Genomic DNA, 26,220 nt, shown 5'->3' on the forward strand with positions numbered 1-26,220 from the left:
TTGGGGCTGTACCGCCGGTGCCGCCCGACCTTGTACGACCGGGGCCCCGTCCCGCGCGGGTTCATCTGGTGCATCGCCCCGGCTGGCCACCGACGGGAAGCACGGCACTTGGTACTTCGCGGTGGACATGCCGACCACCGCCGGCAAGCGCAGCACCATGCGCCGAGGGGGCTTCCCGACCAAGGCCGCAGCGAACCGGGCGCTGGCCGACGTCGCCAACCGCACCGCCCAAGGTGTGCGCGTCGACGACCGCGAGACCGTCGCGTCCTTCCTGGCGCGCTGGTTGCAGGTGAAAGCCGGGGAGGCCAAGCCGACCACGGTGCGCTCCTACCGGGCGCACGTCGAGCGCGTCATCGTCCCGGCCATCGGCCACGTCCCGATCGAAGAACTGCGTGCCGAACACGTCGAGCAGTTGCTGGTCGACGCCGCGAACGGCCGCGGGCCAGTGACCGTCCGGCGGATCCACGCGACGCTCCGGTCGGCGCTCAGCTACGGCGTGAAGACCCGCCGGCTGCCGTTCAACGTCGCGAGCAACGTCACCCCGCCCAACGGAATCCGGCCCGAGGTGCAGCCGTGGTCCGCGGCCGAGCTGGCGGCGTTCCTGCGGCACGTCGAGACCGACCGGCTCGGCCCGCTGTTCGAGGTCATCGCCGCCTGCGGGCTGCGCCGCGGTGAGGCGCTCGGTCTGCGCTGGTCGGACCTGGACCTGGCCAACCGGACCGCGCGGATCCGGCAGACCATCGTCGATGTCGGCGGCCGGCTGCAGTTCTCCACCCCGAAGACCCGCTCATCGGAGGCGACCGTGCCGCTGACGGAGCGCGCCGTGCAGGCGCTGCTGCAGGTCCGGCTCGGCCAGGACCTCGATCGGCAGGGCTGGGGCGGCGCCTACCACGCACATGACCTGGTCTTCGCCCGCGAGAACGGCGCCCCGCTGCGGCCGGAGTATGCGACCCGCCGCTTCGTCGCCCTGACCAAGGCCGCGGGCCTGCGTTGGGTCCGGCTGCACGACCTGCGCCACGGCGCCGCGTCGCTGATGCTCGCCGCCGGCGTCCCGATGGCGATCGTGTCGAAGGTGCTGCGGCACTCCTCGATCGGCATCACGGTCGACACTTACGGCCACCTGTCCGAGGACACCGTGCGCACCGCATCGGACGCCATGGCCGCCGCGCTGGAGCAGGCCTGCAAGAGCACTGCCGCCGCGGCGGGCGACCACACTGCGACCACTGGGGGCGCCCCGGCGTCGGGTCGTCAGGACCGAAGCGCTGGTCAGCGTGGTGGGCCCCGTGGGGATCGAACCCACAACCCGCGGATTAAAAGTCCGCTGCTCTGCCAGTTGAGCTAGAGGCCCGGTGGGTGCAGAGAACCCTCCAGACAACCCACGAGACAACGCGTGAGAGATCTGCGGCGCCTGCGGCCCGCTGCGAGGCTACCGCCGGCAGCCTCGCTCTCCGGCTGGACCGACCCTGTTGTAGTGGCGCCGGTGGCATGTGCAAACGCTTCGGCGGCCGGATGCCGCTGGAGCGATGCTCCCGACCTGATCGCGTAAGGGTCTCGCAGCCTCCGCTGATTCGTCTCAGGGCCGCCCTACCCTGCGGCCACGTGCCCCGGTGCCGAACGCAGTTGTCCCCGTCCGTGGGGAGACAGCGATTGCTGGCCTCACCGGCCTGCTCGCGTCGCTGTCGGCCAGGTCCGGACATGAGCTGGGGCGGCAGGCCGACGACGTCGCCCGCTACGCGCTGTGACGCGCGCCATCTACGCGCGACGAACTGGTCGCGGTCCTGCGGTGGGCCGACTGGGTCCGCGAGTGGAACTTCGAGCACCCCGACCGTCCCGAGCAGGCGGCCGACCGGGGCATCGACCTGGTGGCGACGTACTCCGACGGGCGCCGCACCGCGGTGCAGGTCGTCGCCGACGAGGCGCACCACCTCGCCGGCCGCCCGTCCCCGGCGTTCGCCACGGTCCTCGACGGCTCGCGGATCCGCGCGGCCCGGCGGCTGTTCACCACCGCCACGCCGCTGCTGGTGGCCCCACACCTGCGCGCGGCCAATCCTGACGTGTGGGCGTCGATGGACGACCCGGCGACCTTCGGCCCGGTAGCGCACCGGCTGCCCTTCGGCGCGGCGATCAGCTCCGGGCCGCTGTCCGACTACCGGCTGCTGGTGCTCGGTGCCGACGAGCAGGCGGCGGCCGCCGTCGACGAGCGGGTCCTGGTCGATGCCGGCATCGTCACCGACGCGCGCACGTTCGCCGCGGCGCTGACGGTGCTGCGGCTGGCTCGCGACCACGGCCGGCGGCGGATCGTCACCTTCCGCCCGCACGGCCTGGGCCCGGACGTTCGCGGGCCTGCTGCAGATCCACCACAAGTGGGCGCCACCGGAACTGCACGTCGACCTGGCCGCGGAGACGGTCACCGGCGATCAGCCCTCCGACGTCCGCGCCACCGCGCTCGCCCGGCTGGCCCGCGCCGGGCAGCCGGGCCAGCCGCAGGTGCGGGTGGTGACCAACGGCCGCTGTCTGACCGCCGGGGTCGACGTGCCGGCGCTGGACGCGGTGGTCTTCGTCGACCCTCGCCGCTCCCGGGCTGACGTGGTGCAGGCCCTGGGCCGGGTGCTGCGCCGCGCCGAGAGCAAGGACCTCGGCCGCCGACGCCGCGCGGATCCACACCGCTGCTCGCCCGAGAGCGGCCCCGTGCAACCTCTGCACCGTCGAGGCCGGCGAGGACGTCACCTCACGCGCGTGCTGATCGACCGTGGGGCCCACCCCTGCTGAGTGGGCCCCTCGAAGACACGCCTGCGTGCGGCGACATCCGTCGGACAGCACCATCGCAGACGGCCCAGAGGCCGTCTGCACGTTTCTGACAAGCCCATGCGGGTACGTTCAGGAACTGTTCGGGTCGCCATCAACAAGGCGCCGGAGCGCGTCCGCGGGTGCCGGGCCACGTCGTCGCCCGCCTCGTTCCCGTCGTCGAGCCCACCACGGCTCCGACCGACCGCTCCCCGCCCGTAAGGAACCCGGTGCCTGCCCTCACTGCTGTCTGCCCACTGACCCTCATCGCCTGGCGGTTGAGCGATTCCCTCGTCCGCGACCTGTGGGGCGACTACGTCGCAATGGGCGGGAACCGACCTCACACCGCGGTCGTCCTGTACCTCGACGGCACCGCCCCGTGGAGCGACATCGAGCACGACACCCCCGCCCATGCCCTCAACGAGTCCCTCTGGGACCTCGGTCACCCGAGCCTGGCCCCCTACCGGGAGCTGCCGATCGCCCAACTGAGCATCTGATGGCACCGGCATGAACTCGGCGTGGGTACAGCGGCCGCGGCCGGAACCGAGGAGCGGTTCCGTGATCAGGCGCTGGGCGCCGGCCGGCCTGGCCGACCTGACCGCCGGCCGGCGACAGCTCGCCGCCGCTCTGCACGACGGCGCCTGCCCGTCCGGCGCCGAGAAGGGCGCGGTCGAGCGCCTGCTGCTGGCCTACGAGGAACTGGCCTCCAACGCGCTGCGCCACGGCCGCAGCCCGGTCGAGGTCACCGTGACTAGCAACACCACGTCCTGGTTGCTCGAGGTCAGCGACGCCGCGGCCGCGCAGCCGCCCAGCCCTGCCATCGGCCGCGATCCGGCGAGGGGCGGCCTCGGGCTGTACCTGGTCGCCCGGCTGTGCGACGCGCACGGCTGGATGACCGACGGGCACTGCAAGACCGTCTGGGCTCGCATCGACTACACCCGCGCCGAGATCCGGTCGACCGCGCCACAGGGGAGGGCCCGGCCGCGAGGCCACCGCGGACGGGACCACTGACCCCGTCAGCCTCCTCAGCTGCCCACCGGTGCTCGGCGCGGCCGCGGCCGGCAGGGGCCCGACGCCCGGGCGGCCCGCGGTGCGCACCTCCGGTGTCGGCGGGTGCACGGCCCTGCTGGGTCGGCCCGGCCGTGGGTCTGGAGCGGCGGGGCCGGACCACCGCAGCCCCCCAGGGATGCCGCGGTGGCTGTCTCGAGCGTCCGGGGCACCCTGGTCCCCGTGCGGCCCCGCGCGGGCAGCGCGCCTGTGACGGTCGGCCGCCCCGGAGCTCCGGAGGGGGAACTCGCCGGTGTGCACGAGGTGGTCGGCGATGTCGCGCACCTTCCGATTGGCGTGCATCGACGCCTGGGCCAGCAGCTGGAAGGCCTGGTCCGGCGTGAGCTTGTAGCGCTCGATGAACACGCCTTTGGCCTGGTCGATCACCGCCCGGGAGTCCAGCGCGATCTCCAGGTTGTCGGCCATGTCGCGGGCGCTCCGATAGGCGTGCATGTTGCCGGCCGCGACCGCGGCGTACGGGCCGAACCGGGTGGCGGCCGAGCGGCTGTCCTCGTCGAACGCGGCGGCGTCCCGGGCGTAGATGTTCAGCGCCCCGCTGACCTGTTGGTCCTCGTCGATGCGCAGCGGGACCGACAGGAGAGCTCAGGCAGCCGCGCTCGACCGCCCGGGACAGGTAGTCCCGCCAGCGGGGATCGGTGCGGGCGTCGGCGACCTCGATCACCTCGCCGGAGCGGGCGGCGTGCAGGCAGGGACCGTGGTCGCGTTCGTACTGGCGCTCGTCGAGGTCGACGGCCAGCTGGCCCGTGCTCGCCATCAAGGTGGGCTTGTCCCTGACGAGCAAGGTGACCGAGGTCTCGGGCCGGCCGGGCATCACGGTCTTGGTGAGGTCGGCCACCGCCTGCAGCAGGCTGTCCATCGACAGCTCACGCAGGGACAACCGACCCAGGCGCTCCAACGCCTCGGCGGCGTTCGCGGGCTGCGGGTTCTCGTCGCCGACCACGGCACGGCCTCGGGTCCGCTCTGCACCGGGGGCGGGTCACCTCGGCTGCGCGACCCCGATCTGGAGCCCGCGCTCGCGCACTGCGCCGCTGCTGGACGCACGATCAACGCCGGTCCGTCCCAACGCCTGTGCCCACGCTAGGCCCCGGGGAGGCCCGTGCGGACGTCCCCACCCGCGTCCGTTGCGGTGAAGCGCCGGCCGCGACGACCAGCGGGCCACGAGCGCCGGCCGCCGGTTGCCCGGCCGGGGGGGCCTGGCTACCGTTGCCTGCGGCTCGCAACCTCCGGCCGACTGCTCATCAGCAGGCACCATGCCCCGGTCGACGGCGTCTCCAGCCGTCACCCCGTGCGTGCGGGCCAAGGGGACTTCACGTGCCAGTTCTGTCATGGGACGCGGCGGGCCCGCGTCACGGTGGACCCCAGTCCTTCCAGGTCCGGATCGACCTCGTCGGCTGCCGCGTGGACCTGGCCGGGCATCTCGACCGCCGCACCGTCCACCTGCTGCACGACGCGATCTCCACGCTGCTGCTCACCGACGGGGACACCTGGGTGGTCGACGCCAGCCACGTCACCGCCTGTGACCCCGCGGGGATCCGTGGGCTCGGGACCGCCTACCGCCGAGCGCTTCGGCACGACCGCCGACTCGGGCTGACCGGAGCCCCGCCGTTCCTCCACCAGGAGCTCATCCGCCTGCGCCTCGACCACCACCTGCTCGACGGCGACCGGGCCGCCACCGTCCCGGACCCGCTGTCCGTGTAGCCACTGCCCGTGACCCCGGCCGCGCCACGGCGCCTCGTCCAGCTCACACCACGTCCGCCGACCACCGACGGTCGTCGGCGGATCCCCCGTTCCACGAGTTGCGCCGGGACGTTCCATCGGGATCCCGACCGCGTCCCGAGAAGCGGTGGGCGGACCGTTCGCCGCGTCGCGAATGCGCAGGCAGGACGGGTTTCTGCAGGCACCAGAGGCCCGGTGGGTGCAGGACACCTCCAGAAGACCCACGAGACGACGCGGAAGACATCTGGGGCCGCTGCGGCCTGCAGCGAGGCTGCCGTCCGTTCCTCACGCAGGTCGGCGCCGGAAGCCGCCCTGCACGTGTGGGTGACCTCGTCGATCGTGCGGTCTCACCGCCCGGCGGGTCGACGCAGCGCCTCAACCTGGCGGCATCGGCGGTGCGTCATCCGGTGCCACGACGGCCCCGATCGAGCGGAACAGGCGGTCAGCAGCGTTGGCGTAGTTGCCCTCGGCGTCGAAAGCACCGGGCAGGTACGTCACGGCCACCGCGATGGCGATCTCCTGGGAGGGCAGGTACGCCGCTGTCCCGCTGATCCCGGCCAGTAGCGGGTTCTGCAGGATCCACGACCCGGAACGGACGACGCCCAGGCCGTAGTTGTACCCCTGCACCTGCGTGAAGCACGAAGGCGAACAGCTGGGGTCCGTGTACCCGAAGCCCAGCAGGTTCGGGTCGGTCATGGCGTGGTAGCTGGAGTCCGACAGGAGGGCGCCGGTGCCGACCTGCACCGCGGTCGTGGCCATGTCGCTGACGGTCGTCGTCTGGTTCGCGCCGATCGGCGTGCCCCACTGCGTGTTCCAGAACGTCGACTCCTCGTAGAAGGCGGTCGTCGGCGCGATGCCGAGCGCGCCTCGGCGCTCGGAGCTGAAGGTGTGGAGGACCGGGTCGGGGACGCCGGAGGTCACCGACGCCAGGGTCTCGGTCAGGCCCATCGGGCCGAGCACCTCCTCGCGCAGCAGCTGGTCCAACGGCTTCCCACCGATCTCGGCGAGGATCTCGCCGAGGATCATGAAGTTGGTGTGCGCGTAGCTCCAGTTCGTCCCCGGAGGGAACGCGACCGGGCGGGTGAACGCGTACGCGAGCCGCTCCTCGAAGGTCCAGATGTGGAACGGGTCCGCAGCCCAAGCGGCCTCCCAGGCCGGATCGGTCTCGTAGTCGGGATAGCCCGAGGTCTGGTTCGCCAGCATCCTCAGGGTGACCTCGTCGGCCTCGGGTAGGTCCGGCATCCAGCGGTCGATGGTGTCGTCGAGCGTGACCTCGTGCTCGTCGACGAACTGCATGAGGAGGGTGCTCAGGTAGGTGAAGGCGACGGCGCCGTTGCGGAAGTGCATGTCGGTGGTGGCCGGCACGCCGTCCATCGACGTACCGAACGCCTGCCTCGTCACCACCTCCCCGCCTTGCGTGACCTCGATGATCACCGCGCGGAGGTGACCGTCGGCCATAGCGCTCCGCACGCTGTCAGCGATCGCTGACGCCGTCTGCTCCTGCGGGGTGTCAGCGGGGGTCGTGGTCGCACCGGACGGCACTGCAGTCACCCCGAGCGTGAGCACCGCCAGGACGGCTCCGGCCACGAGGACTCGCTGAGCAGTTCGGCTTCCGCTCCTGGTGCGTTGCATGGTCATGAGACGCATCCGTTCGGGCTCGAGGCCACTCGGCCTGGCGGCCGACCTCGGAGTGGGCAGGCCGGCGGAGCCTGCCAGCCGACGCCTCCGTGCTGGCGATCCCGACGACCGGAGCCGCCGACACGCGCAGGGTCGTCACTCGGTGTGCGACGGGGGTGCTCCGAGCATCACCGGAGTGGGCACGGAGGCCAGCGACGGCACCGGCGAATGGAGCGACAGCCGGGCGAGCAGGACAGGAATCCCCGCCCACGAGGGATCGCGGACTTCCGCCAGATGCCGCACAGCCCCGTTCCACGAGGAACTGCGGTGTTACGCCGAGGAGGAGCGTCCTGCACACGCACGTCGGACTGTCTGCCGGACCAGCCGAGACGCAGCTCAACAGGTTCCCCGCACTCACCAGGGGCTCGTACCAGCCGCGAGGCCACTCGGGCGGCCGGCCGGCCGCTCAGATGACGTCGAAGACGAGCAGGAGCAGCAGGGTCAGCAGCGCGGAGACGGCCAGCGAGCCCAGGCAGCCGAGCCGGCTGGAGAAGAGGAAGAACACGGACGCCGGGTGCCCCGCCGGGCCGGCTCCGAACCGCGGTGTGACGTTGCGTGGTGGAGGCCACGGACATGTCACCTGGTCAGGTGATCGATGGAGGCCGTCACGTCACCTACCGTCACTCCTGCCCGGTGAACGAGCCCGGGCCCCAGGCTCCGGCCCGGCCGTCGCGTTCCCCCCGTGGCGGCCGGGCCGGACTCCTCTCCGCCTCAGCACACCCGGCCGAGCAGGTCCCACAGCAGCGCCTGCTGGGCGGGGTCGACCGACAGGGGCACCGGCACCGGCTCGGCGTCCCCCACCGCGATCCACAGCGGGAAGACGAACGGCTGCTTGGTGTCGGCCAGCACGTGCGGCTCGCAGGACGCCGCGGTGAACGAGACGCCCGCCGTCGCCCGCTCCTCCCCCGGCCGCAGCTCCAGCGGCAACCCGTCCACGGCAAGCTCCAGGACGACGCTGCGCCGGGCGTAGCCCACCGTGACCGCGCGGTCGTCGTCCCCGGTCCGGGTGAGGACGAGGGTTCCGGTGACCGAGTCCCCCGCCGCGGCCAGGTCGGTCAGCCCGGTGCCGGCGACGGCGAGCACCCCGGCGACCGCGCACGCCTCGCGGTGGACGACGTCCAGGTCGTCACCGGCCAGCGGCACCCGCAGCTCCTCGACCGTGCCGTCCGGCCGGGCCACGGTCAGACGCGCCGCCGGGGGGCTGGGCTGCGCGGTGCAGTCCGGCTCGCCGAAGGCGGTGCGCAGGTCGACCGTCCGGCCGGGTTCGAAGGCGGCGGTCAGCGCGGTCGGCGGCAGCGGCGCGAACCCCGGCGAGTCGATCGCCACCGCCGTCACCGTGAACGGCCGGTCGCCGGTGTCGGTGACCCGCACGTGCACCTGCCCGGTGACGGGCACGTCGGTGCGGTGGCGCACCACCTCGGCCTCGATCCCGGGCACGGGCGGCGGCACCGGCGCCGCCGAGGTGGTCGACGGGGCCGCGCCGGCAGCCCCGTCCCCACCGGAGCAGGCGGCGCACAGCAGCGCGAGAGCCAGCACCGTCCGCCGCACGCCCCGCAGGGTAGGGACGGCGGCGCCGCCGGGGGGACCTACCGGTCGCGCCCGGGCAGCCGGGCCATGACGCGGCCGGCCTGCATGCGGATCTCGAGCTTGTCCTGCGGGTTGGCCGCCGGGCCCCGCCGCGGCTGGCCGTCGTCCAGGTCGAACGCCGAGCCGTGCCACGGGCAGACCAGGCAGTCGGTGCCCCGCACCTGCTCCACCGAGCCCTCGTACAGCGGGCCGGAGAGGTGCGAGCAGGCCCCGATGAAGGCGTCCACCTTCGTCCCCCGGCGGACGACGGCCAGCGGGACGTCGACGCTGCCGCCCTTGCCGGTCCGCAGCGCCGGCCGGCCCTCGGGCAGGTCGTCCAGCGGGCCGAGGTCGATCCAGTCCGAGCTGAGCGCGCGGGCCGCCGTCGCGGCGTGGGAGGCGCCGGAGGACTGGGCGTAGGACATGTGCCCGCCGATGGCCGCCGATCCGCTCGCGATGCCCAGGCCCGCGTAGGAGAGCACCCGGCCCAGCCCGCCGCGGCCCCTGGCGCGGGCGACCAGCGAGCCGACGTAGAGGCCGAGCGCGACGGTGTTGCCCGCGGCGTGCAGCAGGCCCAGCCGCCGGACCCCGATGCCCTGCTCGGACCAGTCGGCCGCGCCGGACATCGCCGCGGGGACGGCGACGGCGACGCCCGTGCCGATGAGGACGGTGGCGGCCGGCCGCATCCGGGGGATCGCGTCGAGCAGCCCGGCCGACGTCCAGCTGCCGACGGGCACCTGCACCAGGATCGGGTGCAGCGGGTGCCCCAGCCACGTGCCGTGCAGCAGGTCCCGGAGGGCCTGCGGCCGCAGCGCGGCCTGCACGGCGCGCTGGGCCGGCCCGATCGCCTTGTCGAACGTCGCCTTGTCTGCGACCCGGTCGAGGATCCCCAAGAGGCTCATGACGGCCTCCTACCCCCGTCGACCGGCGGGGATGCCGACTCCGGCCTGCGGTGACGAGAGCGGATCCCAGAGTGACGGCCACGCCGGACACCCCGTCCGTGGTGATCGACTGCACAGGGGTTCCGTCGGTTCCCAGGGGAATAACCACTGGTGTCCAGCCGATCCCCAGGTGGAGCGTGCAGAAGAGACCTGGTGACCAGCAGAGGAGGCATCGTGACCTGCCCGTCGCTGCTGACCCGCCGTCCGGCGGTCGGCGACGCCGTGGGCAGCCTGGTGGCCCGGGTCCGCGCGGAGGACACGCTCGGCCAGTTCGCGCGCTTCGTCCTCGTCGGCGCCTCCACGACGCTCGTGTACGCCGCCTTCTTCGCCACCCTGGAGGGCTTGGGCTACCTGCCCGCGCACGTGGTGGCCACCGCGGCCTCGACCCTGCTCGCGAACGAGATGCACCGCCGGTTGACCTTTCACGCCGGTGAGCGGGTGCACTGGCTCACCGCCCAGCTCGAGGCCAGCGGGGTCACGGTCATCGGCCTGCTGCTCACCAGCGCCTCCCTCGGCGTGCTGAACTCGACGGTCTCCGACGCGAGCGTCGTCACCCAGGTCGCGCTCGTCGTCACGGTGACCGGCCTGGTCGGCCTCATGCGGTTCATCGCGCTGCGCTGGCTGTTCCGCCCTCGGACGGTCACGACCGCCTGACGGCGTCGCCCCGGCCGGCCGGGGCGGCGCCGGTGCCGGCCGCGGCTAGGTTGGCGCGCGTGAGCGAGCCCGGCACGGCGACGTCCGCGCGGCTGCGCGTCGTCGCGCGCGCGACGGCCCGCTGGGCCGCCCGGCTGGCCGTCGTCCTCGCCGGCGCCTGGCTCGGCATCCTGCTGCTCGGCCGGGTGTCCGCGCCGATCGGGCCCTTCGACGCGACGCTGGCGTTCCGGCCCGTCGGCGGCGGCGCCACCCTCGACATCCCTCCGCTGGGCGCGCTGCAGGTCGACGCGTACGACGGTCCGCTGCGGCTGGAGATCCAGCTCAGCCGGGTCGACGAGGTCCGGGCGACGGCACTGGCCGCGGACCCGGTCAAACTCGACGGCGCCGTCGACCAGGTGAGCGCCGACCTCCGGGACGCCGTCGAGCGGGTGGCGTGGCTGACCGCGCTGGCCGCTGTGGGTGGGGCGACGGCGACGTCCCTGCTGCTCCAGCGCCGCCGGCGGGAACTGCTCATCGCACTCGGCCTGTCCACCGCGATGGTCGCCACGACCGGCGGCATCGCCGCGGCCACCTGGCGCCCCGCGGCGCTCTCCCAGCCGACGTACACCGGGCTGCTGGTCAACGCCAACAGACTCATCGGCAGCGCGCAGGACATCGTCGCCAGGTTCGACGCCTACCGCGCCTCGCTGGAGGACCTGGTCTCCAACGTCAGCACCCTGTACTCGACGCTGTCCACGCTGCCCCCGCCGGGCGGCGCCGACGACAGCGTGACCCTGCTGCACGTCTCCGACATCCACCTGAACCCCGCCGGCTTCGACCTCGTGCAGCAGGTGGTCACCCAGTTCGACGTCGACGGCGTCCTGGACACCGGGGACATCACCGACTGGGGCAGCCAACCGGAGAACGCTCTGGTGAGCCGGGTGGGCACGCTCGGCGTTCCCTACGTCCTCACGCGCGGCAACCACGACTCCACCGTCACCGTCCAGCTGGTCGCCGCGCAGCCGAACGCGACCGTGCTCGACGACTCCGCGGTGACGGTGGCCGGGATCGAGGTGATCGGGACACCGGACCCCCGCTTCACACCTGACCCGGACGCCGACGACGGCCTGGAGTCGCTGGAGGAGACCGGTGCGGGCCTCGCCGCGTTCGCCCGGGCGCTGCCCGAGCCGCCGGCGATCGCGATGGTGCACGACCCGGAGCAGGCGCCGCCGCTGGACGGCGTCGTCCCGCTGGTGCTGGCCGGGCACACCCACGAGCGGGAGGTCACCCGGCTCGACGGGGGAACGCTGCTCATGGTGCAGGGCTCGACCGGTGGCGCCGGGCTGCGCGCCCTGCAGGGCGAGTTCCCCGAGCCGCTCACCTGCACGGTGCTCTACTTCGACCCGGGGACCGGCGCGCTCACCGCCTACGACCAGATCACCCTCGGCGGCCTCGGGCGTACCGAGGTGACCATCGACCGGCAGCTCGTCGCCCCGGCCGTTCCCACCGGTAGGGACGGCATCGGTGGGGACGGCATCGGTGGGGACGGCGCCGCCCCGGGCCTGACGCCGACGGCGCCTGCTCCGGCGACGCCCCCCGCGCCCGCCTCCCCGACGGGCTGACCCCACCCACCTACCCTCGGACCATGTCCACGACGACGTCGCGTGCCTCCCGGCTGGCTGCCGGGGTCCTCGCCGGGAGCCTCACCCTGCTGCCGCTGACCGCCTGCTCGTTCAGCTCGGACAATCTCTCCTGCAGCGGCAGCGAGTGCTCGGTGACGCTGTCCGGCAACGGCGCGGAGGTGGAGATCCTCGGGACGTCGCTCGCCCTCGGTGGTGTGCAGGACGGGCGGGCCTCCCTCAGCGTGGGCAACGCCAGCGTCTCGTGCGCCCAGGGCGAGACCGTGAGCGCCGGGCCGCTGACGCTGACCTGCACCACCGTCCAGGCCGACTCGGTGGAAGTGACCGCCTCCCTGGGCTGACGAAGGACCCTCCTGCCCCCCACCGCTGGCAGGCTCGCGCCGGGCCCCTGCAGCAGGGCCATTCTCAGCCGAGATCGGCCACCTCGATGACGACGCGGGTGGGACCCTCGAGGGCGTAGACGCGGAAGGGCGCCTCGCCCGTCGTCCCGACGAAGGCCACCGAGGTGCCCTCGAAGGTCGCGTCCCAGACGACCTCGGTGACCGTCTGCGTGCCGTTGCCGGGCAGCGGGTCGGGGCCGGACCACTCCTCGACGCCGGTGTCGAACGGGTAGCCGGCGCCGGTGATCGTCACCTGCAGGACGGCGTCGCCCGCGACCTCGACCGGCGCGCCCGTGCCCTGCGAGTGGGCCTCGTCGACGTACCGGACGTCCCAGCCCGGCGTGCCGGTGCCGCCCGTCTCGAGGACGACGCGGTCGTAGCCGTCCTGGCGGCCGGTCCGGACGTCCGAGACGGTCACCAGGGCGTCGGCCGAGGCCTCCCGGGTCGCCGGCTGCGTGTTGCCCTCGAACGGCGGCGCGTCGGTGCCCGGGGTCGCCGCCGCGGAGCTCGGCGCGGCGGACTCCGGAGCCGTCGACGAGACCTCCTCCGTGCTGGCGGACGGCGAGGTGGCCGGGTCGCCGCTCCCGCAGGCGGCGAGCAGCGCGGCGGTGAGCAGGAGGGACGGGCAGCGGACGGCGCGGCGGATCACCCGCTGAGGGTGACAGCCGGGAGCCGCTCCACCCGCGAGCAGGCCGGCCGTGTCGGACCCCCTGACCCGACCGGGACCGCTCCTCAGCCGTTGATCACGGGGTTGCCGCAGGCGACACGCGGCGACACGCGGTGGCACGCGACAACGAGCCCATGATCACCGCCCCGGGAGAGGTCGCTGGTGGGCCCCTCGGAGACCGTGGCGAGGGACACCGGCCCCCCGTACCGGGAGCACTCCGCCGACCATGTAGAGTTCTCGCTGCCCCCGGCGAACACGAGCCCCCATCGTCTAGCGGTCCAGGACGCCGCCCTTTCAAGGCGGTAGCACGGGTTCGAACCCCGTTGGGGGCACAGCACCACAGCAAGGCCCTGTAGCGCAGTTGGTTAGCGCGCCGCCCTGTCACGGCGGAGGTCGCGGGTTCGAGTCCCGTCAGGGTCGCTCTCCGGTGGAGACACCGGGAGGGGCAGGTAGCTCAGTCGGTACGAGCGCTCGCCTGAAAAGCGAGAGGTCGGCGGTTCGACCCCGCCCCTGCCCACACCATCGTCCTGCAGGCCCGCCGCACCGGCCGGGCAGACTGCCGCGGTGACCCCGCTCCCCACCACGCTGGCCGCCGGCGACACCACCGTCGGCCTGCGCCGCGCGACGGCGGACGACGTCCCCGCGGCCCCCTCCAGGGGACCGCCCCGAGCTTGCGAGGGGTGGGAGGGAGGGGGTCCTTCTGCTACCCCCGCGCCTTCGCCGCCTTCGCCGCCGACCCCGCCCAGCTGCTGCTCGCCGTCACGCACGGTCCGGACGTCGTCGGCACGGCTCAGCTCACCGAGATCCCGGGCCTGTCCCGCGGCGGGACGACGCGGCTGCAGGTCGAGGCCGTGCGGGTGCGGGCCGACCTGCGCGGGCAGGGCGTCGGCGCGGCGCTGTTCGGGTGGGCCGTCGACGAGGCCCGCCGGCGCGGCTGCGCGCTCGTCCAGCTCACCACCGACACCCGGCGCCCGGAGGCGCACCGCTTCTACGAGCGGCTCGGGTTCACCGCCTCGCACGTGGGGTTCGAGCTGCAGCTCTGAGCGGCCTCAGCCGGCGCGGTCGGTGACGACCTGGGCGTACACCTGCGCGTGCACCGCCCGGACGGCGGCCTTCTGCTCCGCGCGCCACCCCTGGTCCGCCGGCCGCGGCGCCGGCCGGGTGAGCGCGGCGGCGACGGCGCCGTCCAGCGACACCGGGTCCAGGCCGCGCTCCTCGTCGTTGTCGTAGGTGACGACGTCGGCCCACTGGTCGGCGAACCACCCGCAGCTCGGCGCCACGACCCGCGTGCCGACGTCGCGGCAGACCTCCAGCTCCGGCGAGTGGGTGCCGCAGCACTCGGGCAGGACGGCGGCGTGCAGCTCCTGCAGCTGCGCGGGCCACGAGTCGGCCTTCCGCGGGCGGTATTCCAGGCTGTCCCCGGCGGCGAAGACCGGCGGCGGCTCGACGCCGTCGTCGAGGAACACCCGCAGCCGCCCGCCACCGTTGACCGCACCCGACAGCGCGGCGCGGACCAGCCCCGCGGGGTCGGGCACGGCGGCACACGGGGTCCGCAGGGCCAGGCCCACCAGGCCGCGCTCGGCGCCCAGCTCCGGCACCGGCTCGGCGATCGAGGGGTGCGCCACGACGATCGCCGTCCGGCCGAACCGCTCGGCGATCTCGTCGGCCGCCCCGGGGGTCAGCGTCAGCACCACCTCGGCGGTCGCCAGCAGCGCCTCCAGGTGGGCGTCGTGCCGGCGCCGGGTCGCCTGCTGCGGGTCCCGCAGCTGGTGCACGGTCAGCACCAGGGGGACACCGGTCCGGCGGAGCGTCTCGGCCCAGCTGACCACCTCGTCCTCGGGCAGGTGCCCGTAGCCGGAGTGCAGGTGCACCACGTCGACGCCGCCGGCGTTGGCGGCGAGGTAGGCCGGGTCCAGCCAGGGGCTGGGGACCTGGGCCGGGCCGACCCGGACGACGTCCCCCGGCCGGACGGCGTCGACGTAGGGGTCGCCGTACGGGACCGTCACCACCCGGATCCCGGGTGCTGCCGGGGGCTCGGCGGCGTTCACGTGGTGCTGCTCCTCCTGCGGCCGCACGCACTGCGACGGCAGGGGCGGAACTCCGATCAGAACTGACTGGTGCCGGTCGCACTACCCACCGGCACCCCGATCATTCCGAGCGGTGGCGCGGAGCACCCCGACGAGGGGGTCAGCCGAAGTCGGCGGGCGTGAAGTCCCGGCGCTCGACCAGCACCAGCCAGTTCCCGGACAAGTCGCGCACCACGGCCTCGACGCCGTAGGGGCGCTCCGCCGGCTCCTGCAGGAAGGTGACCCCCTTGGCCGACAGCTCCTCGTAGGTCTTCCGGCAGTCGTCGACGGCCAGCCCGAGCCCGCCCATCGAGCCCTTCTCCAGCTGGCCGCGGATGAAGGCGGCGGCGTCCTCGTCCAGCGGCGGGCCGGGGGTCATGAGCGTGACCTCGAGCTCGGGCTGGCTGGGGTGGGACAGGGTGACCCAGCGGAAGCCCTCCCCCATGGTGATGTCGGTGCGGGCCTCGAAGCCGAGGACGTCGACGTAGAACTCCTTCGCCCGGTCCTGGTCGAGGCAGTAGACGGTGACCAGCGAGATGTTGGTGATCATGGCCCCGACCCTAGGGACGTGGCCCCAGGCGGGCTTCTCCGCGATTGCTCACCGCGCCCCGTCGTCCCCCCGAGGTCCACCACGCCGCGCATGAACAGGAAGCAGCCCGGCACGTGCGCCGCACCCCGGGCCGCCCAGCGGTCCCGGTAGGCGACCGGCGACTCGCCGGTCAGGGCGCGGAAGCGGGTGGAGAACGAGCCGAGGCTGGCGTAACCCACGGCCATGCAGACCTCGGTCACGGTGTGGTTCGCCGAGCGGAGCAGGTCCTGGGCCCGCTCGATCCGCCGCCGGGTGAGATAGCGGATCGGCGTCTCGCCGTAGGCGGCCTCGAAGGAGCGCACGAAGTGGTACTTCGACACGCCGGCCACCCGGGCCAGCCGGTCGAGGTCGAGGTCCTCGGCGAAGTGCCGGTCAACGTGGTCCCGCGCCCGGCGCAGGTGCACCACCAGGTCGGGGGACACCGTGGGCACCGGCCGACCCTACGAGGCGTCCCGCCCCTGCTGCGCCGCCGTGTAGGCCGGTGCCCGGAAGCGGGCCATCGGCCCGTCGGGGACCAGGCCCGGCGGGGGGTTGCGGACGGCGTCGAAGCGCAGGTCGGGGTCGACCTCGGGCACCGGGGCGAGCAGCCGCAGCCGGGCGAACGGCTGCCACTCGCCCGGTCCGCGTGCGGCGGCGAGGGTGAAGGCCAGCCGGCCGGCCCGGGCCGCCGCGGCGATCGGCCCGGGCTCCGCGGTCACCGGCGGGGCGCCGGGATCGGGCAGCGCCGCCAGGAACACCGGCCCCGCGACCGTGCGGTAGCCCATGAGGGAGGAGTACGTGGCCCCGGCGTCCCGCCGGGGGGCCGGCACCCATCGGGTCAGCCGGCCCCGCCCGGTGGTCGACAGCAGCAGGTCCACCGGGCCCTCCGCGTCCGCGGTCCCCGGCAGTCGGACGGCGAGGCCGAGCAGGTCCGGCAGCGGCTGGGGCAGGCCCGCCCCGCGGGACAGCCGGACCAGCGCCGGATGCGCACCGGTGCCCGCCAGCCAGGGCACGCCCCACCCGGCCGGGCCCCCGGTGCGCTCCAGCACGGCGTCGAGCACCACCCCGCGGGGGTGCATCGGCTTGCCGCGGCGCCGGCGGGCCAGCGCCGCCAGCGGGACGGCGACGGCACGGCCGGCCGTCCGGGGGATGTCGGTCACGGGGAGGTCCTCCTGTCGACGGGTACCGGCCCCATACCCCGTGCGCCGGGAGTACGTCCACCTGTGGCGATCCGCCCGGGACGGGTGTGACGGGAGGGATCGAATCGGCAGAACCTGCCCGAGTTCACGCCGGACCTCGGTGCAGTTCCGCTACGTGACACGGAACGGTCACGTAGTTACGTTCGGTACGTGCTCACGACGTTGATGGTGATTGCTGGTGTCCTCCTCGGACTCGTCGGCCTGCTCGCCCTCATCGTGAGCCTCAGCGCCCGCCCGGCCACCCGCCCCAGCAGCGGGTGGGTGGCCGACACCGGCCGCCGGCACCCCGCGCCTGGTCCGCGCCGGTGAACCCCGCGACCTCAGAGCTGCCGACCGCCCGCTGAGGCACCCCTCGACCGCCGTCCCGGCGGCTGCGCACGGCGCGCCGCCGGGACGCGCCGCTGTCCGCGTCCGTCCGGGTGTTCCGGATCGTCCCCGTGCGCAATGCTCTCGGCACGGCGTGGTGCTCCCCCGCACGCCGAGCTCGAGCGTGGCGAGGACGACATGGCACCATCGCACAGGTCAGGCCACACCGACCCCCGGCTGCGCGCGGCCGGCAAGCTCCTGCTGGCCCTCCCCCTGACCGGGGCGTTGCTCGCCGCGCTGCTGGCGCCCTGGGTCGTCGGGCCGGGCCTGGTCGCCCGCACCTCGGCCACGCTGCTCGCCCCGCTGCCGGTCGAGCTGACCGACGCCACGCCCCCCGGCAACACCGTCGTCCTGGCGTCGGACGGATCGGTCATCACGTACTACTACCGGAACAACCGGACGCCGGTGGGTGCGGACCGGATCGCCGACGTCATGGAACAGGCGCTGGTCGCCATCGAGGACGAGCGCTTCTACGAGCACAACGGCCTCGACGTGCAGGGCACCCTGCGGGCCCTGGCGCGCAACGTGAGCTCCGGCGGCGTCGAGGAGGGCGGGTCGACGATCACCCAGCAGCTGGTCAAGCAGACGCTGCTGCAGACCGCCGTCACCCCCGAGGACCGGCAGGCGGCCACGGAGCAGACGGTGGGCCGCAAGCTGCGCGAGGCGCGGCTGGCCCTGGCGCTGGAGGAGACCCACCCCAAGGAGGAGATCCTCACCCGGTACCTGAACACGGTGTACTTCGGCGAGGGCGCCTACGGCGTGCAGGCCGCCGCGCAGGCCTACTTCGGCGTCGACGCCGCCGACCTCACCCTGCCGCAGGCGGCGATGCTGGCCGGCCTGGTGCAGACCCCGACGGCGGACAGCCCGCTGGCCGACCCCGAGCGCGCCCGGGAGCGGCGCGACGTGGTGCTCGAGCGGATGCAGGCACTGGGGTTCATCAGCGAGGAGGAACGCACCGAGGCCGCCGCCGGCCCGGTGGAGACGAACCCCGCCCCGGCCCCGCCCAACGGCTGCGCCGGCGGCGGCGTCCTCGGCGGCTTCTTCTGCGACTTCCTGCAGCAGCACCTCACCGGCACCCTCGGGATGACCCAGGAACAGCTCGAGGACGGCGGGCTGACGATCCGCACCACGCTGCGCGCCGACCTGCAGCGCTCGGCCGACGCCGCCGTCCTGGCCACCCAGCCGATGGGCGACCCGGTGGCGGCCATGTTCACGGCGGTCGAGCCCGGCACCGGGAACGTACTGGCGATGAGCGCCAACCGCGTCTTCGGCTTTGAGGCCGCCGACCCGGCGCAGTCCTCGGTCAACCTCAACGTGGTCGCCAGCAAGGGCTCGGGCTCCACGTACAAGGTCTTCGTCGCCACGGCCGCGCTCGAGGCGGGATTCCCGCCCTCGCACACGATCACCACGAGCGACCCCTACACCTCGCGGGTGTACCGCAACGGCCTCGAGCCCTACACCGTCAGCAACGTCGGGGACGGCGGGTTCCCGCCGCGGCTGAGCATGTACGAGGCGCTGGTCCGGTCCTCCAACACCTACTTCGTGGCCCTGGAGGACGACCTGGGCAGCGTCGAGGGGCCGGTGCGGGTGGCGCAGCGGCTGGGCCTGACCTCCCTCGACCCGGTGGCCGACACCGTCATCGCACAGAACCGCGGCTCGTTCACCCTGGGCCCGGAGGCGACCAGCCCGCTCGCACTGGCCAGCGCGTACTCCACGCTCGCCGCCAACGGCACCCGGTGCGCCCCCGTCCCGGTCGTGGAGGTGCTCGACCGGGAGGGGCAGCCGCTGACGCGCGAGGACGGCAGCCCCCTGGGCACCGGCGCCTCCTGCACCCCCGAGGTGGTGTCACCGCAGATCGCCACGACCGTGAACCAGATGATGGTCGGCGGCTCCTCGCTGCCGTACGGCACCGGCCGGCGCGCCGCGATCCCCGGCCACCAGATCGCCACCAAGACCGGCACCGCCCAGGACCGCGCGTCGGTGTCCTTCGTCGGCTCCACGCCGCGGTACACGGCCAGCGTCATGCTGTTCAACCCGACGGCGAACGTGGACGTGGGCGGGTTCGGCGGCAGCCGCGGCGGTCAGATCTGGCACGACGCCTTCCTGCCGGTGCTGTCGGCCGAGGACCCGGTGTTCTTCCCGCCGCCGGGCATCCCGCTCCCGCCGCTGCCAGGAGGATGAGGTGCGGCCCCGGTAAGGACCCCCGTGGCCCCACCGCTCACGAGTTCGCGGCGAGTCCCTGCACGGGGGCCGGGGATCCTCGCGCGAGGTCGGGGAGGACGCCGGTCCCTATTCCGTCATCAGCTCGGCGGCCCACTCGCCGATCGCCACCGCCGTCGCCGCGGGCCCGCGCGAGGTCACCGTGGGCATCACCGAGGTGTCGACCACCCGCAGCCCCTCGACCCCGCGGACGCGCAGGTGCTGGTCGACCACCGCGCCGGGATCGGAGTCCGGTCCCATCCGCGCCGTCCCGGCCAGGTGCACGGCGGTGGCCAGCGAGCGCCGGATCCAGCGGTCCAGCTCGCGGTCGGAGGCCAGGACCTCGTCAGGCAGCCCGGTCCGCTCGGCGACCAGCGGGGCCATCGCCGCCGTCCGCAGCAGCTCGGCCGCCAGCCGCACCCCCTGCCGCATCCGCCGCCGGTCGGAGTCGGTGGACAGGTACCGGTACTCCAGGCGCGGCTGCACGCCCGGGTCGGGACCGGTCAGGGTGAGCCGGCCGCGGCTGTCCTCCCGCTGCAGCGCGACGCCGAGGAACAGGTCGTCGCGGCGCCGGGCGGTGTCGAGCAGCCGGTGCAGGGAGGCGCCGCGCAGGGCCCGGAGCGTGGCCCGCGGCCGGCCCAGCACCCGGGCCACGCCCGCCGACGTCCGGGGCACCATGACGCGGCTGAACGGCTTGAGCCAGGGCAGCACCTCGAGGTCGTCCGGGGTGTTGAGGACGCCGTGCAGCGGGTGCAGGTCGCGCGGCATCGGCAGCCGCCGGGCCGGCCGCCAGGTGACGTAGACGTCGGGGTGGTCGGTGTAGTCCGCGCCCACGCCGGGGACATCGGCCACCACGTCCAGACCCAGTGCGCGCAGGTCGTCGGCCGGGCCGATGCCCGAGAGCAGCAGCAGCTGCGGTGACCCGACGGCGCCGGCGGACAGCACCACCTCGTGCGCGCGGATCACGCCGTCCGCCGTCTCGACGCCCACCGCGCGCCCGCCCTCGACCAGCACCCGGCGCACCAGCACGCCGCCGCGCACCGTCAGCCCCGGGTGGCCGCGGCGCGGGGAGAGGTAGGCCATGGCCGTGTTCACGCGCACCCCGCCGGCCACGTTGAGCGGGACCGGGCCCCAGCCGGGCGCCCCGTCGGCGTTCTTGTCCGGCTCATCGGGGGCACCGAGCTCCGCGGCGGCGGCGCCGAGCGCGTCGGCCAGCGGGTGCCCGTGCCGTGGGCGCCGCACCGGCACCGGCCCGTCGGTGCCGTGCCCGGGCCGGTCGCCGTACTCGCGGTCGGCCTCCAGCCGGACGAACGACGGCAGGACGGCGTCGTAGGACCACAGGTCGTTGCCCGCGGCGGCCCAGCCGTCGAGGTCCGCGCGGGTGCCGCGGACGAAGTAGCCGCCGTTGAGCGCGCTCGACCCGCCGGCCACCCGCCCCCGCGGCACCGGGAAGGTCACCTCCTCGGTGAGCACCCCGGTGAGGTCCCAGTTCGCCGGGTGCCCCGGGACGGCGGCGGCCATCCGGGCGGCGTCGCGCAGGTCGGCCGGGAACTCCACGTGGTCCGCGCCGGCCTCCAGCAGCAGCACCCGCCGGCCGGCGTCGGCCAACCGCGCCGCCAGCGGGGCGCCGGACGTGCCGGCCCCCACCACGACGACGTCCTCCTCGGGGGTCACGGCCCGAGCGCTCCCGGCAGGTCCAGCCGGCGCACCTCGCCCGTCCGGGTGCGCGGCAGCCCGCCCACCGGGTGCAGGCCGTCCGCGGCCCGGACGACGGGCACCGTCACGGCAGGCTCACCCGGTCGCCCTCGAGCACCACGTGGCCCTCCGCGGCGAGCTTGGCCAGCGTCGCCCACGTCGACTGGGCCGCCGCCGGCCACACCTCCCGCGGCACCTCGGCGTAGACGTCGGCCACCAGCTCGTCCACGGTCCCGGCGCCCCGCACCATCGCCGCCAGCAGCTGCTGCTCCCGGAACGCCCGGTGGGCCAGGTAGAAGTCCAGCACCGCGCCCGGGTCCTCGGTCAGCGCCGGGCCGTGCCCGCAGTACAGCGCGCTGGGGCCCAGGTCGTGCACCCGGCGCAGCGACGCCAGGTAGGCCAGCACGTCACCCTCAGGGTGGGTCACCACCGACGTCCCGCGGCCCAGCACGTGGTCGCCGACGAGCACCGCGCCGGACTCCAGCCGGAAGGCCAGGTGGTCGGCGGTGTGCCCGGGCGTGGGGACGACGCCGAGCGTGGTCCCGGCCAGCACCAGCCGCTCCCCCGGCTCGAGCACCCGCCCCTGCGGCCCGGCGACGCGGGCGTCGGCGGCCGCCACCTGCGCACCGAGCCTGGCGCCCCACGGCGCTGCCGCCTCGGCGTGGTCGCCGTGGTGGTGGGTGACCAGCACGGCGACGCAGCGGGCGTCCCGCGCCGCCAGCGCCGTCTCGACCGCGGCCAGGTGCGCCGGGTCGTCCGGCCCCGGGTCGACCAGCACGGCCTGCCCGCTGCCGGGGGCGCCGACCAGGTAGGTGTTGGTGCCGTCCAGCGTCATCGGCGAGGGGTTGGGCGCCAGCACCCGGGTGACCAGCGGCTCGAGGTCCGCCGTCCGTGGCATCGCCCCCGGGGCCGGGAGGTCCCAGGTGGCGCGGGGGTCGACCGGGGTTCTCACGTCGGGGACGGTAGCTGCGCCCGGGCACCGCGGCGCGCGGCAACTACCGTCGGTCCCATGCGCTCCCCCGCTCCGCTGCTCCGCTCGGCCCTCGCCGGTGCTGCCGCCGTCGTCCTGCTCACCGCCTGCGGCGGGTCCGGGGACGGCGAGCCGGCCGCCGCGTCGAGCACCCCGGCCCCGGCGGCCTCGTCGTCCGCCCCCTCCGGCGGGACGGCGGCACCCGACCCCGCCGCCCAGGAGTTCTGCGGCCAGATCACCACCGCGTTCACCGAGCTGGAGACCACGCTGAGCGCGACCGGCCCCGAGGAGATGGCTGCCCAGCTGCCCGAGGTGGTCACCCGGCTGGAGCAGGTGGAGGCCCCGGCCGACATCTCCGGTGACTGGAACGCGCTCCTCGACGGGTTGCGCCGGCTCGCCGGGACCGCCTCGACCCTCGATCTCGGCACTCCCGAGGGCCAGCAGGCCTACACCACGGCCGAGGCCGAGATCGGCCAGGACCTGGGCCCGGCGCAGTCCGCGCTGTCGGACTACGTGGTGGCCAACTGCGGCCTCACCTCGGCGTCCCCGACCGGCTGAGGGAGGCCCCTGCAGGGGAGGCCGGCGCGGCGGCGCGCGGCACGGCTCAGCGGCCCGGGACCTGCACCCCCGCGTCGTAGGCGGCCACGATCGCCGCCGCCCGGTCGCGGACCCCCAGCTCCTCGTCGGGGGCACCCCGCGGGTGAACCCGCGACCGTGGGTGCCCGGCCCCGCGGATGCTGGTGACGCGGCCCCACGGGTCGGATCGTCCCGCGGGCCGGTCCGCGAGACCGGTGACGGCCCGGCGCCGGCTCGGGACGATGGCGGCACGACCGCGACACCCGACCGAGAGCGAGGTCCCATGACCGCCACGACGACCACCTCGGCGCGCTGGCCCCGCGCGCTGCTCCCCTGGAGCTGGCTGGCCTCGGCCGCCGCGGTGGGCGTGCTGGGCTACCTGCTGTTCGCCGTCTCGGACTGGCCGCACGAACGCACCGCCGGGGGTCTGCTGCTGGGCGTGGCCGTCCTCGGCCTCGTCGCGTCGGCCCGCACCCGGCGGGACGCCGCGGACCCGCGCCGGTCGTCGCTGGTCGCGAGCGCCACCGTGGCGGTGGGCGGGCTGGCCGCCGCCCTCGTCGCAGCGGCGGGGCCGGCGAGCGCCGGGGACCTGTGGCTCGTCGGCGGTGTGCCCCTCGCCTGCGCCGGCCTCACGGCCCTGCTGGCCCTGGGCGCCCGTTCCTGAGCGCCTCCAGGACGGCGACGGCCCGGCACCCCGCAGAGGGGTGCCGGGCCGCGCCCCGTCCAGGGGCCGCAGGTGGTCCTCCCTCAGCAGCCGCTGATGGACACGCCGCGGGCGCGCATCCACGGCACCGGGTCGACCTGGCCGCCGTACATCGCCCCGCCGGGGTGCACCTCGAAGTGCAGGTGCGGGCCGGTCGACTGGCCGCGGTTGCCGACCGTGGCGATCCGCTCGCCGGCGTCGACCCGCTCGCCGGCGCGGACGAAGTACTCGTTGACGTGCCCGTAGACGGTGACCGCGCCGTCGTCGCCGCGGATGTAGACGGCGTAGCCGAAGCCCGTGGCGGTCCCGGCCCGGGCGACGACGCCCGAGTGCGCGGCGTAGATCGGCGTCCCGATCGGGGCGGCGATGTCCACGCCACCGTGCAGGGCGCCCCAGCGCAAGCCGTAGCAGCTGGAGGTGCGACCCGAGGTCGGCTTGACGTAGGGGCCCGAGCCGCCGGAGCTGCCGGCGCCGGTGGAGCCGCTGCTGCTCGACCCGGAGCCCTGGCTGCGGGCGGCGGCGCGGGCTGCGGCGGCCGCGGCGGCGGCCTCCTCCTCGGCCCGGCGGGCGGCCGCGGCGGCGGCGGCCTCCTCGGCGGCCTTCTGCTGCTGCCAGGCCTGGAAGGCGTCGCGGGCGCCCTGCAGGCGCAGCAGCTCGATCTCGGCGGCCTGCAGCTGCCGGTCGTAGCCGGCCTTCTCCGCGGCGACCCGGTCGTAGGCGGCGCGCTGGGCGGCCAGCTGCTGGTCGGCGGTGGCCTTGGCGGCGGCCGCGGCGGCCTCGGCCGCGGCGGTCTTGTCACGGGCGGCGCGGGCCGCGGAGTCGGCGTTGGCCTGCTTGACCTGGGCGACCTCCAGCTGGCCGAGGACGTCGAGCTGGTTGGCCGAGACGTACTCGAGCATGGCAGCCCGCTCGATCAGCTCGGCCGGCCCGTCGGCATCGAGGAGGGCCGCGGCGGTGGAGAGCGTGTTGCCGCTCATGTAGCTGTCGCGGGAGAAGCCGGCGATGCGGCCGAGGGACGCCTCCACGGCCGCGGTGGCGGCCTCCAGCTCCAGCGCCGTCCGCTCGGCCTCGGCCTGCGCCTGGAGGAGGGCCTCCTCCGCGGCGAGGTAGGCCGCGCCGGCGGCCTCGGCCTGGACGGCGTAGCCCTCGAGCTGGGACTGGGCCTGGGCGACGAGGGCGGCGATCCGGCCGACCTCGGCGGCGGCAGCGTCCTGCGCCGACTGCGCCTGCCCGATCTGCTCGTCGGTGGGGTTGGGCGGCGGCTCGGGAGCGGCGCTCGCGGGAGACGCCCCGGTCAGCACCACCGTCCCGGCGACGACGCCGGCCAGCAGGCTGCGCACCACGCCGGGGCGCGTCCGCGAGCGGTACACCGGGACCGTGGCGGTCCCGGTCGTGCGCCGGCGAGGACGGCTCTGCAGCATGTCGCTCCCTGGGGAAGAGGGGTGCGGAGGGGCTGACGCAGCGTGACAGTGTCACGCCAGACTCGGAAGTCACCACGCGGCACGGCTGTCACACCGTGCGCACGGGGCACTCGCCCCACTCCTGTCCCTCCTGTTCTCGTCACCCGTGCGGGTGACCTTGAGGGCTGGCCGCGTCCTTTCTCGGGCGGGGGCTCTGCTCGACCCCGTTCGCCGACGTCGGCTCCCGGCCCCGGTTCCATGTCCGCCTGCGTCCCGCGCCGGACGTCCCGGGCACCCGGTCGTGCGAGCCGCGGCGTCCTAGGCTCGCTGTCGTGGACGTACTCGGCTCCGGTCACGAACAGGTCGTCTTCTGCTCCGACCCGACCTCCGGGCTGCGGGCGGTCATCGCCATCCACTCCACGGCGCTGGGGCCGGCGCTCGGGGGCACCCGCTTCTACCCGTACGCGAGCGAGGACGCCGCGGTCGCCGACGCCCTCGCGCTGTCCCGGGCGATGTCCTACAAGAACAGCCTGGCCGGCCTGGACCTGGGCGGCGGCAAGGCCGTCATCATCGGCGACCCGCACACCGACAAGACCGAGGCGCTGCTGCGCGCCTACGGCCGCTTCGTCGAGTCCCTGGGCGGGCGCTACCTGACCGCCTGCGACGTCGGCACCTACAACGCCGACCTCGACGTCGTCGCCCGGGAGACCCGCTTCGCACACGGCCGGTCGCTGGCGTACGGCGGCTGCGGGGACTCCTCCGTGCTCACCGCGTTCGGCGTGTTCCAGGGGATGCGTGCGGCCGCGCAGCACCGCTGGGGCAAGCCGTCGCTGGCCGGGCGCACCGTCGGTGTCGCCGGGGTCGGCAAGGTCGGCAGCTGGCTGGTCGACCGGCTGGTGGAGGACGGCGCCGACGTGGTGGTCACCGACGTCGACGCGGGTGCGGTGGAGCGGGTGCTGGCCCGCCACCCGGCCGTCGACTCGGTCGCCGACACCGCGACGCTGGTCCGGACCCCCACCGACGTCTACGCCCCCTGCGCGCTCGGCCGGGCGCTGGACGACGAGACGGTGGGGGTGCTGGAGGCCGAGATCGTCTGCGGCGGGGCCAACAACCAGCTCGCGCACGAGGGGATCGCCGCCGAGCTCATGCGCCGCGGGGTCCTCTACGCGCCGGACTACCTGGTCAACGCCGGCGGGGTGATCCAGGTCGAGGACGAGCGGCACGGGTTCTCCTTCGACCGCGCCGAGGCCCGGGCGGCCGGCATCTTCGACGTCGCGCTGCGGGTCTTCCGGGCCGCGGACGCCGACGGCGTCTCCCCCGCCGTGGCCGCCGACCGGCTGGCCGAGGAGCGGATGGCGTCGGTCGGCCGGCTGGCCACCATCCGGCTCCCGCGCGGCCGGTGAAGC

The 26,220-nt window shown here is 74.9% G+C and carries 24 protein-coding genes, 4 tRNA genes and 3 pseudogenes; 18 read left to right on the forward strand and 13 right to left on the reverse strand.

Going from position 1 to position 26,220, the window contains the following annotated elements:
• Positions 1 to 157: 157 nt before the first annotated feature.
• Positions 158 to 1,114, forward strand: a pseudogene (locus GOBS_RS29865) (tyrosine-type recombinase/integrase); the annotation flags it as partial.
• 158 nt (positions 1,115 to 1,272) lie between these two features.
• On the opposite strand, the gene GOBS_RS23155 reads toward GOBS_RS29865, so the two are convergent.
• Positions 1,273 to 1,348, reverse strand: a tRNA-Lys gene (locus tag GOBS_RS23155).
• A 412-nt stretch (positions 1,349 to 1,760) separates the two neighbouring features.
• On the opposite strand from GOBS_RS23155, the pseudogene GOBS_RS29420 reads away from it, so the two are divergent.
• The 4 genes and pseudogenes from GOBS_RS29420 to GOBS_RS23170 form a co-directional block, all read left to right on the forward strand.
• A pseudogene (locus tag GOBS_RS29420) lies at positions 1,761 to 1,895 on the forward strand (hypothetical protein); the annotation flags it as partial.
• A 496-nt stretch (positions 1,896 to 2,391) separates the two neighbouring features.
• On the forward strand, positions 2,392 to 2,769 hold the full coding sequence (locus GOBS_RS26665; RefSeq protein WP_341776592.1) for a helicase-related protein: 378 nt from the start codon (positions 2,392 to 2,394) through the stop codon (positions 2,767 to 2,769).
• A gap of 293 nt (positions 2,770 to 3,062) precedes the next feature.
• Positions 3,063 to 3,281: a hypothetical protein gene (locus GOBS_RS27830; RefSeq protein WP_166487495.1), complete on the forward strand. Its 219-nt coding sequence runs from the start codon at positions 3,063 to 3,065 to the stop codon at positions 3,279 to 3,281.
• A 61-nt stretch (positions 3,282 to 3,342) separates the two neighbouring features.
• Positions 3,343 to 3,795 carry an ATP-binding protein gene (locus tag GOBS_RS23170; protein WP_049788477.1) on the forward strand — a complete coding sequence of 151 codons (453 nt, stop codon included), beginning with the start codon at positions 3,343 to 3,345 and terminating at the stop codon, positions 3,793 to 3,795.
• A gap of 354 nt (positions 3,796 to 4,149) precedes the next feature.
• Here GOBS_RS23170 and GOBS_RS29540 read toward each other — a convergent pair.
• Positions 4,150 to 4,284 (reverse strand): annotated as a pseudogene (locus tag GOBS_RS29540) (ANTAR domain-containing protein); the annotation flags it as partial.
• An 879-nt stretch (positions 4,285 to 5,163) separates the two neighbouring features.
• On the opposite strand from GOBS_RS29540, the gene GOBS_RS27835 reads away from it, so the two are divergent.
• Positions 5,164 to 5,550 carry an STAS domain-containing protein gene (locus tag GOBS_RS27835; protein ID WP_012950696.1) on the forward strand — a complete coding sequence of 129 codons (387 nt, stop codon included), beginning with the start codon at positions 5,164 to 5,166 and terminating at the stop codon, positions 5,548 to 5,550.
• A gap of 393 nt (positions 5,551 to 5,943) precedes the next feature.
• Here GOBS_RS27835 and GOBS_RS23180 read toward each other — a convergent pair whose 3' ends face one another.
• The 3 genes from GOBS_RS23180 to GOBS_RS23190 form a co-directional block, all read right to left on the reverse strand.
• Entirely contained in the window at positions 5,944 to 7,215 is a 1,272-nt protein-coding gene (locus tag GOBS_RS23180) for a serine hydrolase domain-containing protein (RefSeq protein ID WP_341776394.1), read from the reverse strand.
• Between the two features lie 741 nt (positions 7,216 to 7,956).
• The gene (locus GOBS_RS23185) at positions 7,957 to 8,793 is read right to left on the reverse strand and encodes a hypothetical protein (RefSeq protein WP_012950699.1); all 837 of its coding nucleotides are present in this window, start codon (positions 8,791 to 8,793) and stop codon (positions 7,957 to 7,959) included.
• Between the two features lie 38 nt (positions 8,794 to 8,831).
• Positions 8,832 to 9,713, reverse strand: coding sequence for a Rieske (2Fe-2S) protein (locus GOBS_RS23190; RefSeq protein ID WP_012950700.1), 882 nt, complete (start codon positions 9,711 to 9,713; stop codon positions 8,832 to 8,834).
• A 192-nt stretch (positions 9,714 to 9,905) separates the two neighbouring features.
• On the opposite strand from GOBS_RS23190, the gene GOBS_RS23195 reads away from it, so the two are divergent.
• Genes GOBS_RS23195 through GOBS_RS23205 form a run of 3 tightly spaced genes read left to right on the forward strand, consistent with a single transcriptional unit; the run spans position 9,906 to position 12,366 of the window.
• A complete protein-coding gene (locus tag GOBS_RS23195) occupies positions 9,906 to 10,406 on the forward strand; it encodes a GtrA family protein (protein WP_243697583.1) in 501 nt (166 codons plus the stop codon).
• A gap of 59 nt (positions 10,407 to 10,465) precedes the next feature.
• The gene (locus GOBS_RS23200; RefSeq protein WP_012950701.1) at positions 10,466 to 12,007 is read left to right on the forward strand and encodes a metallophosphoesterase; all 1,542 of its coding nucleotides are present in this window, start codon (positions 10,466 to 10,468) and stop codon (positions 12,005 to 12,007) included.
• A gap of 23 nt (positions 12,008 to 12,030) precedes the next feature.
• Positions 12,031 to 12,366, forward strand: coding sequence for a hypothetical protein (locus GOBS_RS23205; RefSeq protein WP_012950702.1), 336 nt, complete (start codon positions 12,031 to 12,033; stop codon positions 12,364 to 12,366).
• Positions 12,367 to 12,430: 64 nt separating this feature from the next.
• On the opposite strand, the gene GOBS_RS27840 is transcribed toward GOBS_RS23205, so the two are convergent.
• Positions 12,431 to 13,054, reverse strand: a complete 624-nt coding sequence (locus GOBS_RS27840; RefSeq protein ID WP_012950703.1) for an AMIN-like domain-containing (lipo)protein — start codon at positions 13,052 to 13,054, stop codon at positions 12,431 to 12,433.
• A 277-nt stretch (positions 13,055 to 13,331) separates the two neighbouring features.
• Here GOBS_RS27840 and GOBS_RS23215 point away from each other — a divergent pair.
• The 4 genes from GOBS_RS23215 (at position 13,332) to GOBS_RS23230 (ending at position 14,115) form a co-directional block, all read left to right on the forward strand.
• A tRNA-Glu gene (locus GOBS_RS23215) sits at positions 13,332 to 13,404 on the forward strand.
• Between the two features lie 14 nt (positions 13,405 to 13,418).
• Positions 13,419 to 13,492: transfer RNA gene (locus GOBS_RS23220), tRNA-Asp, on the forward strand.
• A 23-nt stretch (positions 13,493 to 13,515) separates the two neighbouring features.
• Positions 13,516 to 13,589 (forward strand) — tRNA-Phe (locus GOBS_RS23225).
• A gap of 163 nt (positions 13,590 to 13,752) precedes the next feature.
• Positions 13,753 to 14,115 (forward strand): GNAT family N-acetyltransferase, encoded by a 363-nt coding sequence (locus GOBS_RS23230; RefSeq protein WP_012950704.1) that lies wholly within the window; start codon positions 13,753 to 13,755, stop codon positions 14,113 to 14,115.
• A 6-nt stretch (positions 14,116 to 14,121) separates the two neighbouring features.
• Here the strand turns inward: GOBS_RS23230 and GOBS_RS23235 are convergent, their stop codons facing one another.
• From GOBS_RS23235 to GOBS_RS23250, 4 genes are all read right to left on the reverse strand, one after another.
• Entirely contained in the window at positions 14,122 to 15,120 is a 999-nt protein-coding gene (locus GOBS_RS23235) for a glycosyltransferase family 4 protein (RefSeq protein ID WP_012950705.1), read from the reverse strand.
• A 139-nt stretch (positions 15,121 to 15,259) separates the two neighbouring features.
• Positions 15,260 to 15,688: a VOC family protein gene (locus GOBS_RS23240; RefSeq protein WP_012950706.1), complete on the reverse strand. Its 429-nt coding sequence runs from the start codon at positions 15,686 to 15,688 to the stop codon at positions 15,260 to 15,262.
• A complete protein-coding gene (locus GOBS_RS23245; RefSeq protein WP_012950707.1) occupies positions 15,685 to 16,158 on the reverse strand; it encodes a helix-turn-helix domain-containing protein in 474 nt (157 codons plus the stop codon). The genes GOBS_RS23240 and GOBS_RS23245 overlap by 4 nt, the downstream gene beginning before the upstream one ends.
• Before the next feature lie 9 nt (positions 16,159 to 16,167).
• Complete coding sequence (locus GOBS_RS23250) at positions 16,168 to 16,866, reverse strand: hypothetical protein (protein ID WP_012950708.1); 699 nt, start codon at positions 16,864 to 16,866, stop codon at positions 16,168 to 16,170.
• Positions 16,867 to 17,055: 189 nt separating this feature from the next.
• On the opposite strand from GOBS_RS23250, the gene GOBS_RS23255 reads away from it, so the two are divergent.
• Together GOBS_RS23255 and GOBS_RS23260 are read left to right on the forward strand one after the other, a co-directional pair.
• Complete coding sequence (locus tag GOBS_RS23255) at positions 17,056 to 17,214, forward strand: hypothetical protein (protein ID WP_243697584.1); 159 nt, start codon at positions 17,056 to 17,058, stop codon at positions 17,212 to 17,214.
• Positions 17,215 to 17,409: 195 nt separating this feature from the next.
• Positions 17,410 to 19,452, forward strand: coding sequence for a transglycosylase domain-containing protein (locus GOBS_RS23260; RefSeq protein ID WP_012950709.1), 2,043 nt, complete (start codon positions 17,410 to 17,412; stop codon positions 19,450 to 19,452).
• Positions 19,453 to 19,560: 108 nt separating this feature from the next.
• On the opposite strand, the gene mftG is transcribed toward GOBS_RS23260, so the two are convergent.
• Together mftG and GOBS_RS23270 are read right to left on the reverse strand one after the other, a co-directional pair.
• Positions 19,561 to 21,144: a mycofactocin dehydrogenase MftG gene (gene mftG, locus GOBS_RS23265; protein WP_012950710.1), complete on the reverse strand. Its 1,584-nt coding sequence runs from the start codon at positions 21,142 to 21,144 to the stop codon at positions 19,561 to 19,563.
• Between the two features lie 106 nt (positions 21,145 to 21,250).
• A complete protein-coding gene (locus GOBS_RS23270; RefSeq protein ID WP_012950712.1) occupies positions 21,251 to 22,117 on the reverse strand; it encodes an MBL fold metallo-hydrolase in 867 nt (288 codons plus the stop codon).
• A gap of 57 nt (positions 22,118 to 22,174) precedes the next feature.
• Between GOBS_RS23270 and GOBS_RS26915 the strand changes: the two genes are divergently transcribed.
• Positions 22,175 to 22,693 (forward strand): hypothetical protein, encoded by a 519-nt coding sequence (locus GOBS_RS26915; protein ID WP_012950713.1) that lies wholly within the window; start codon positions 22,175 to 22,177, stop codon positions 22,691 to 22,693.
• 301 nt (positions 22,694 to 22,994) lie between these two features.
• Positions 22,995 to 23,375: a hypothetical protein gene (locus tag GOBS_RS26920; RefSeq protein WP_012950714.1), complete on the forward strand. Its 381-nt coding sequence runs from the start codon at positions 22,995 to 22,997 to the stop codon at positions 23,373 to 23,375.
• Positions 23,376 to 23,458: 83 nt separating this feature from the next.
• Here the strand turns inward: GOBS_RS26920 and GOBS_RS23285 are convergent, their stop codons facing one another.
• Complete coding sequence (locus tag GOBS_RS23285; protein WP_012950715.1) at positions 23,459 to 24,835, reverse strand: M23 family metallopeptidase; 1,377 nt, start codon at positions 24,833 to 24,835, stop codon at positions 23,459 to 23,461.
• 311 nt (positions 24,836 to 25,146) lie between these two features.
• Between GOBS_RS23285 and GOBS_RS23290 the strand changes: the two genes are divergently transcribed.
• On the forward strand, positions 25,147 to 26,217 hold the full coding sequence (locus GOBS_RS23290) for a Leu/Phe/Val dehydrogenase (protein WP_012950716.1): 1,071 nt from the start codon (positions 25,147 to 25,149) through the stop codon (positions 26,215 to 26,217).
• Positions 26,218 to 26,220 lie beyond the last annotated feature (3 nt).

It is taken from the genome of Geodermatophilus obscurus DSM 43160 (assembly GCF_000025345.1).
GTDB lineage: Bacteria > Actinomycetota > Actinomycetes > Mycobacteriales > Geodermatophilaceae > Geodermatophilus > Geodermatophilus obscurus.

Bases quoted from the DNA above. Each gene is read 5' to 3' on its own strand.
- GOBS_RS23180 (WP_341776394.1), bottom strand. From the start codon at position 7,215: ATGCGTCTCATGACCATGCAACGCACCAGGAGCGGAAGCCGAACTGCT.
- GOBS_RS23190 (WP_012950700.1), bottom strand. From the start codon at position 9,713: ATGAGCCTCTTGGGGATCCTCGACCGGGTCGCAGACAAGGCGACGTTC.
- GOBS_RS23205 (WP_012950702.1), top strand. From the start codon at position 12,031: ATGTCCACGACGACGTCGCGTGCCTCCCGGCTGGCTGCCGGGGTCCTC.
- GOBS_RS23240 (WP_012950706.1), bottom strand. From the start codon at position 15,688: ATGATCACCAACATCTCGCTGGTCACCGTCTACTGCCTCGACCAGGAC.
- GOBS_RS23260 (WP_012950709.1), top strand. From the start codon at position 17,410: ATGGCACCATCGCACAGGTCAGGCCACACCGACCCCCGGCTGCGCGCG.
- GOBS_RS26915 (WP_012950713.1), top strand. From the start codon at position 22,175: ATGCGCTCCCCCGCTCCGCTGCTCCGCTCGGCCCTCGCCGGTGCTGCC.
- GOBS_RS26920 (WP_012950714.1), top strand. From the start codon at position 22,995: ATGACCGCCACGACGACCACCTCGGCGCGCTGGCCCCGCGCGCTGCTC.
- GOBS_RS23285 (WP_012950715.1), bottom strand. From the start codon at position 24,835: ATGCTGCAGAGCCGTCCTCGCCGGCGCACGACCGGGACCGCCACGGTC.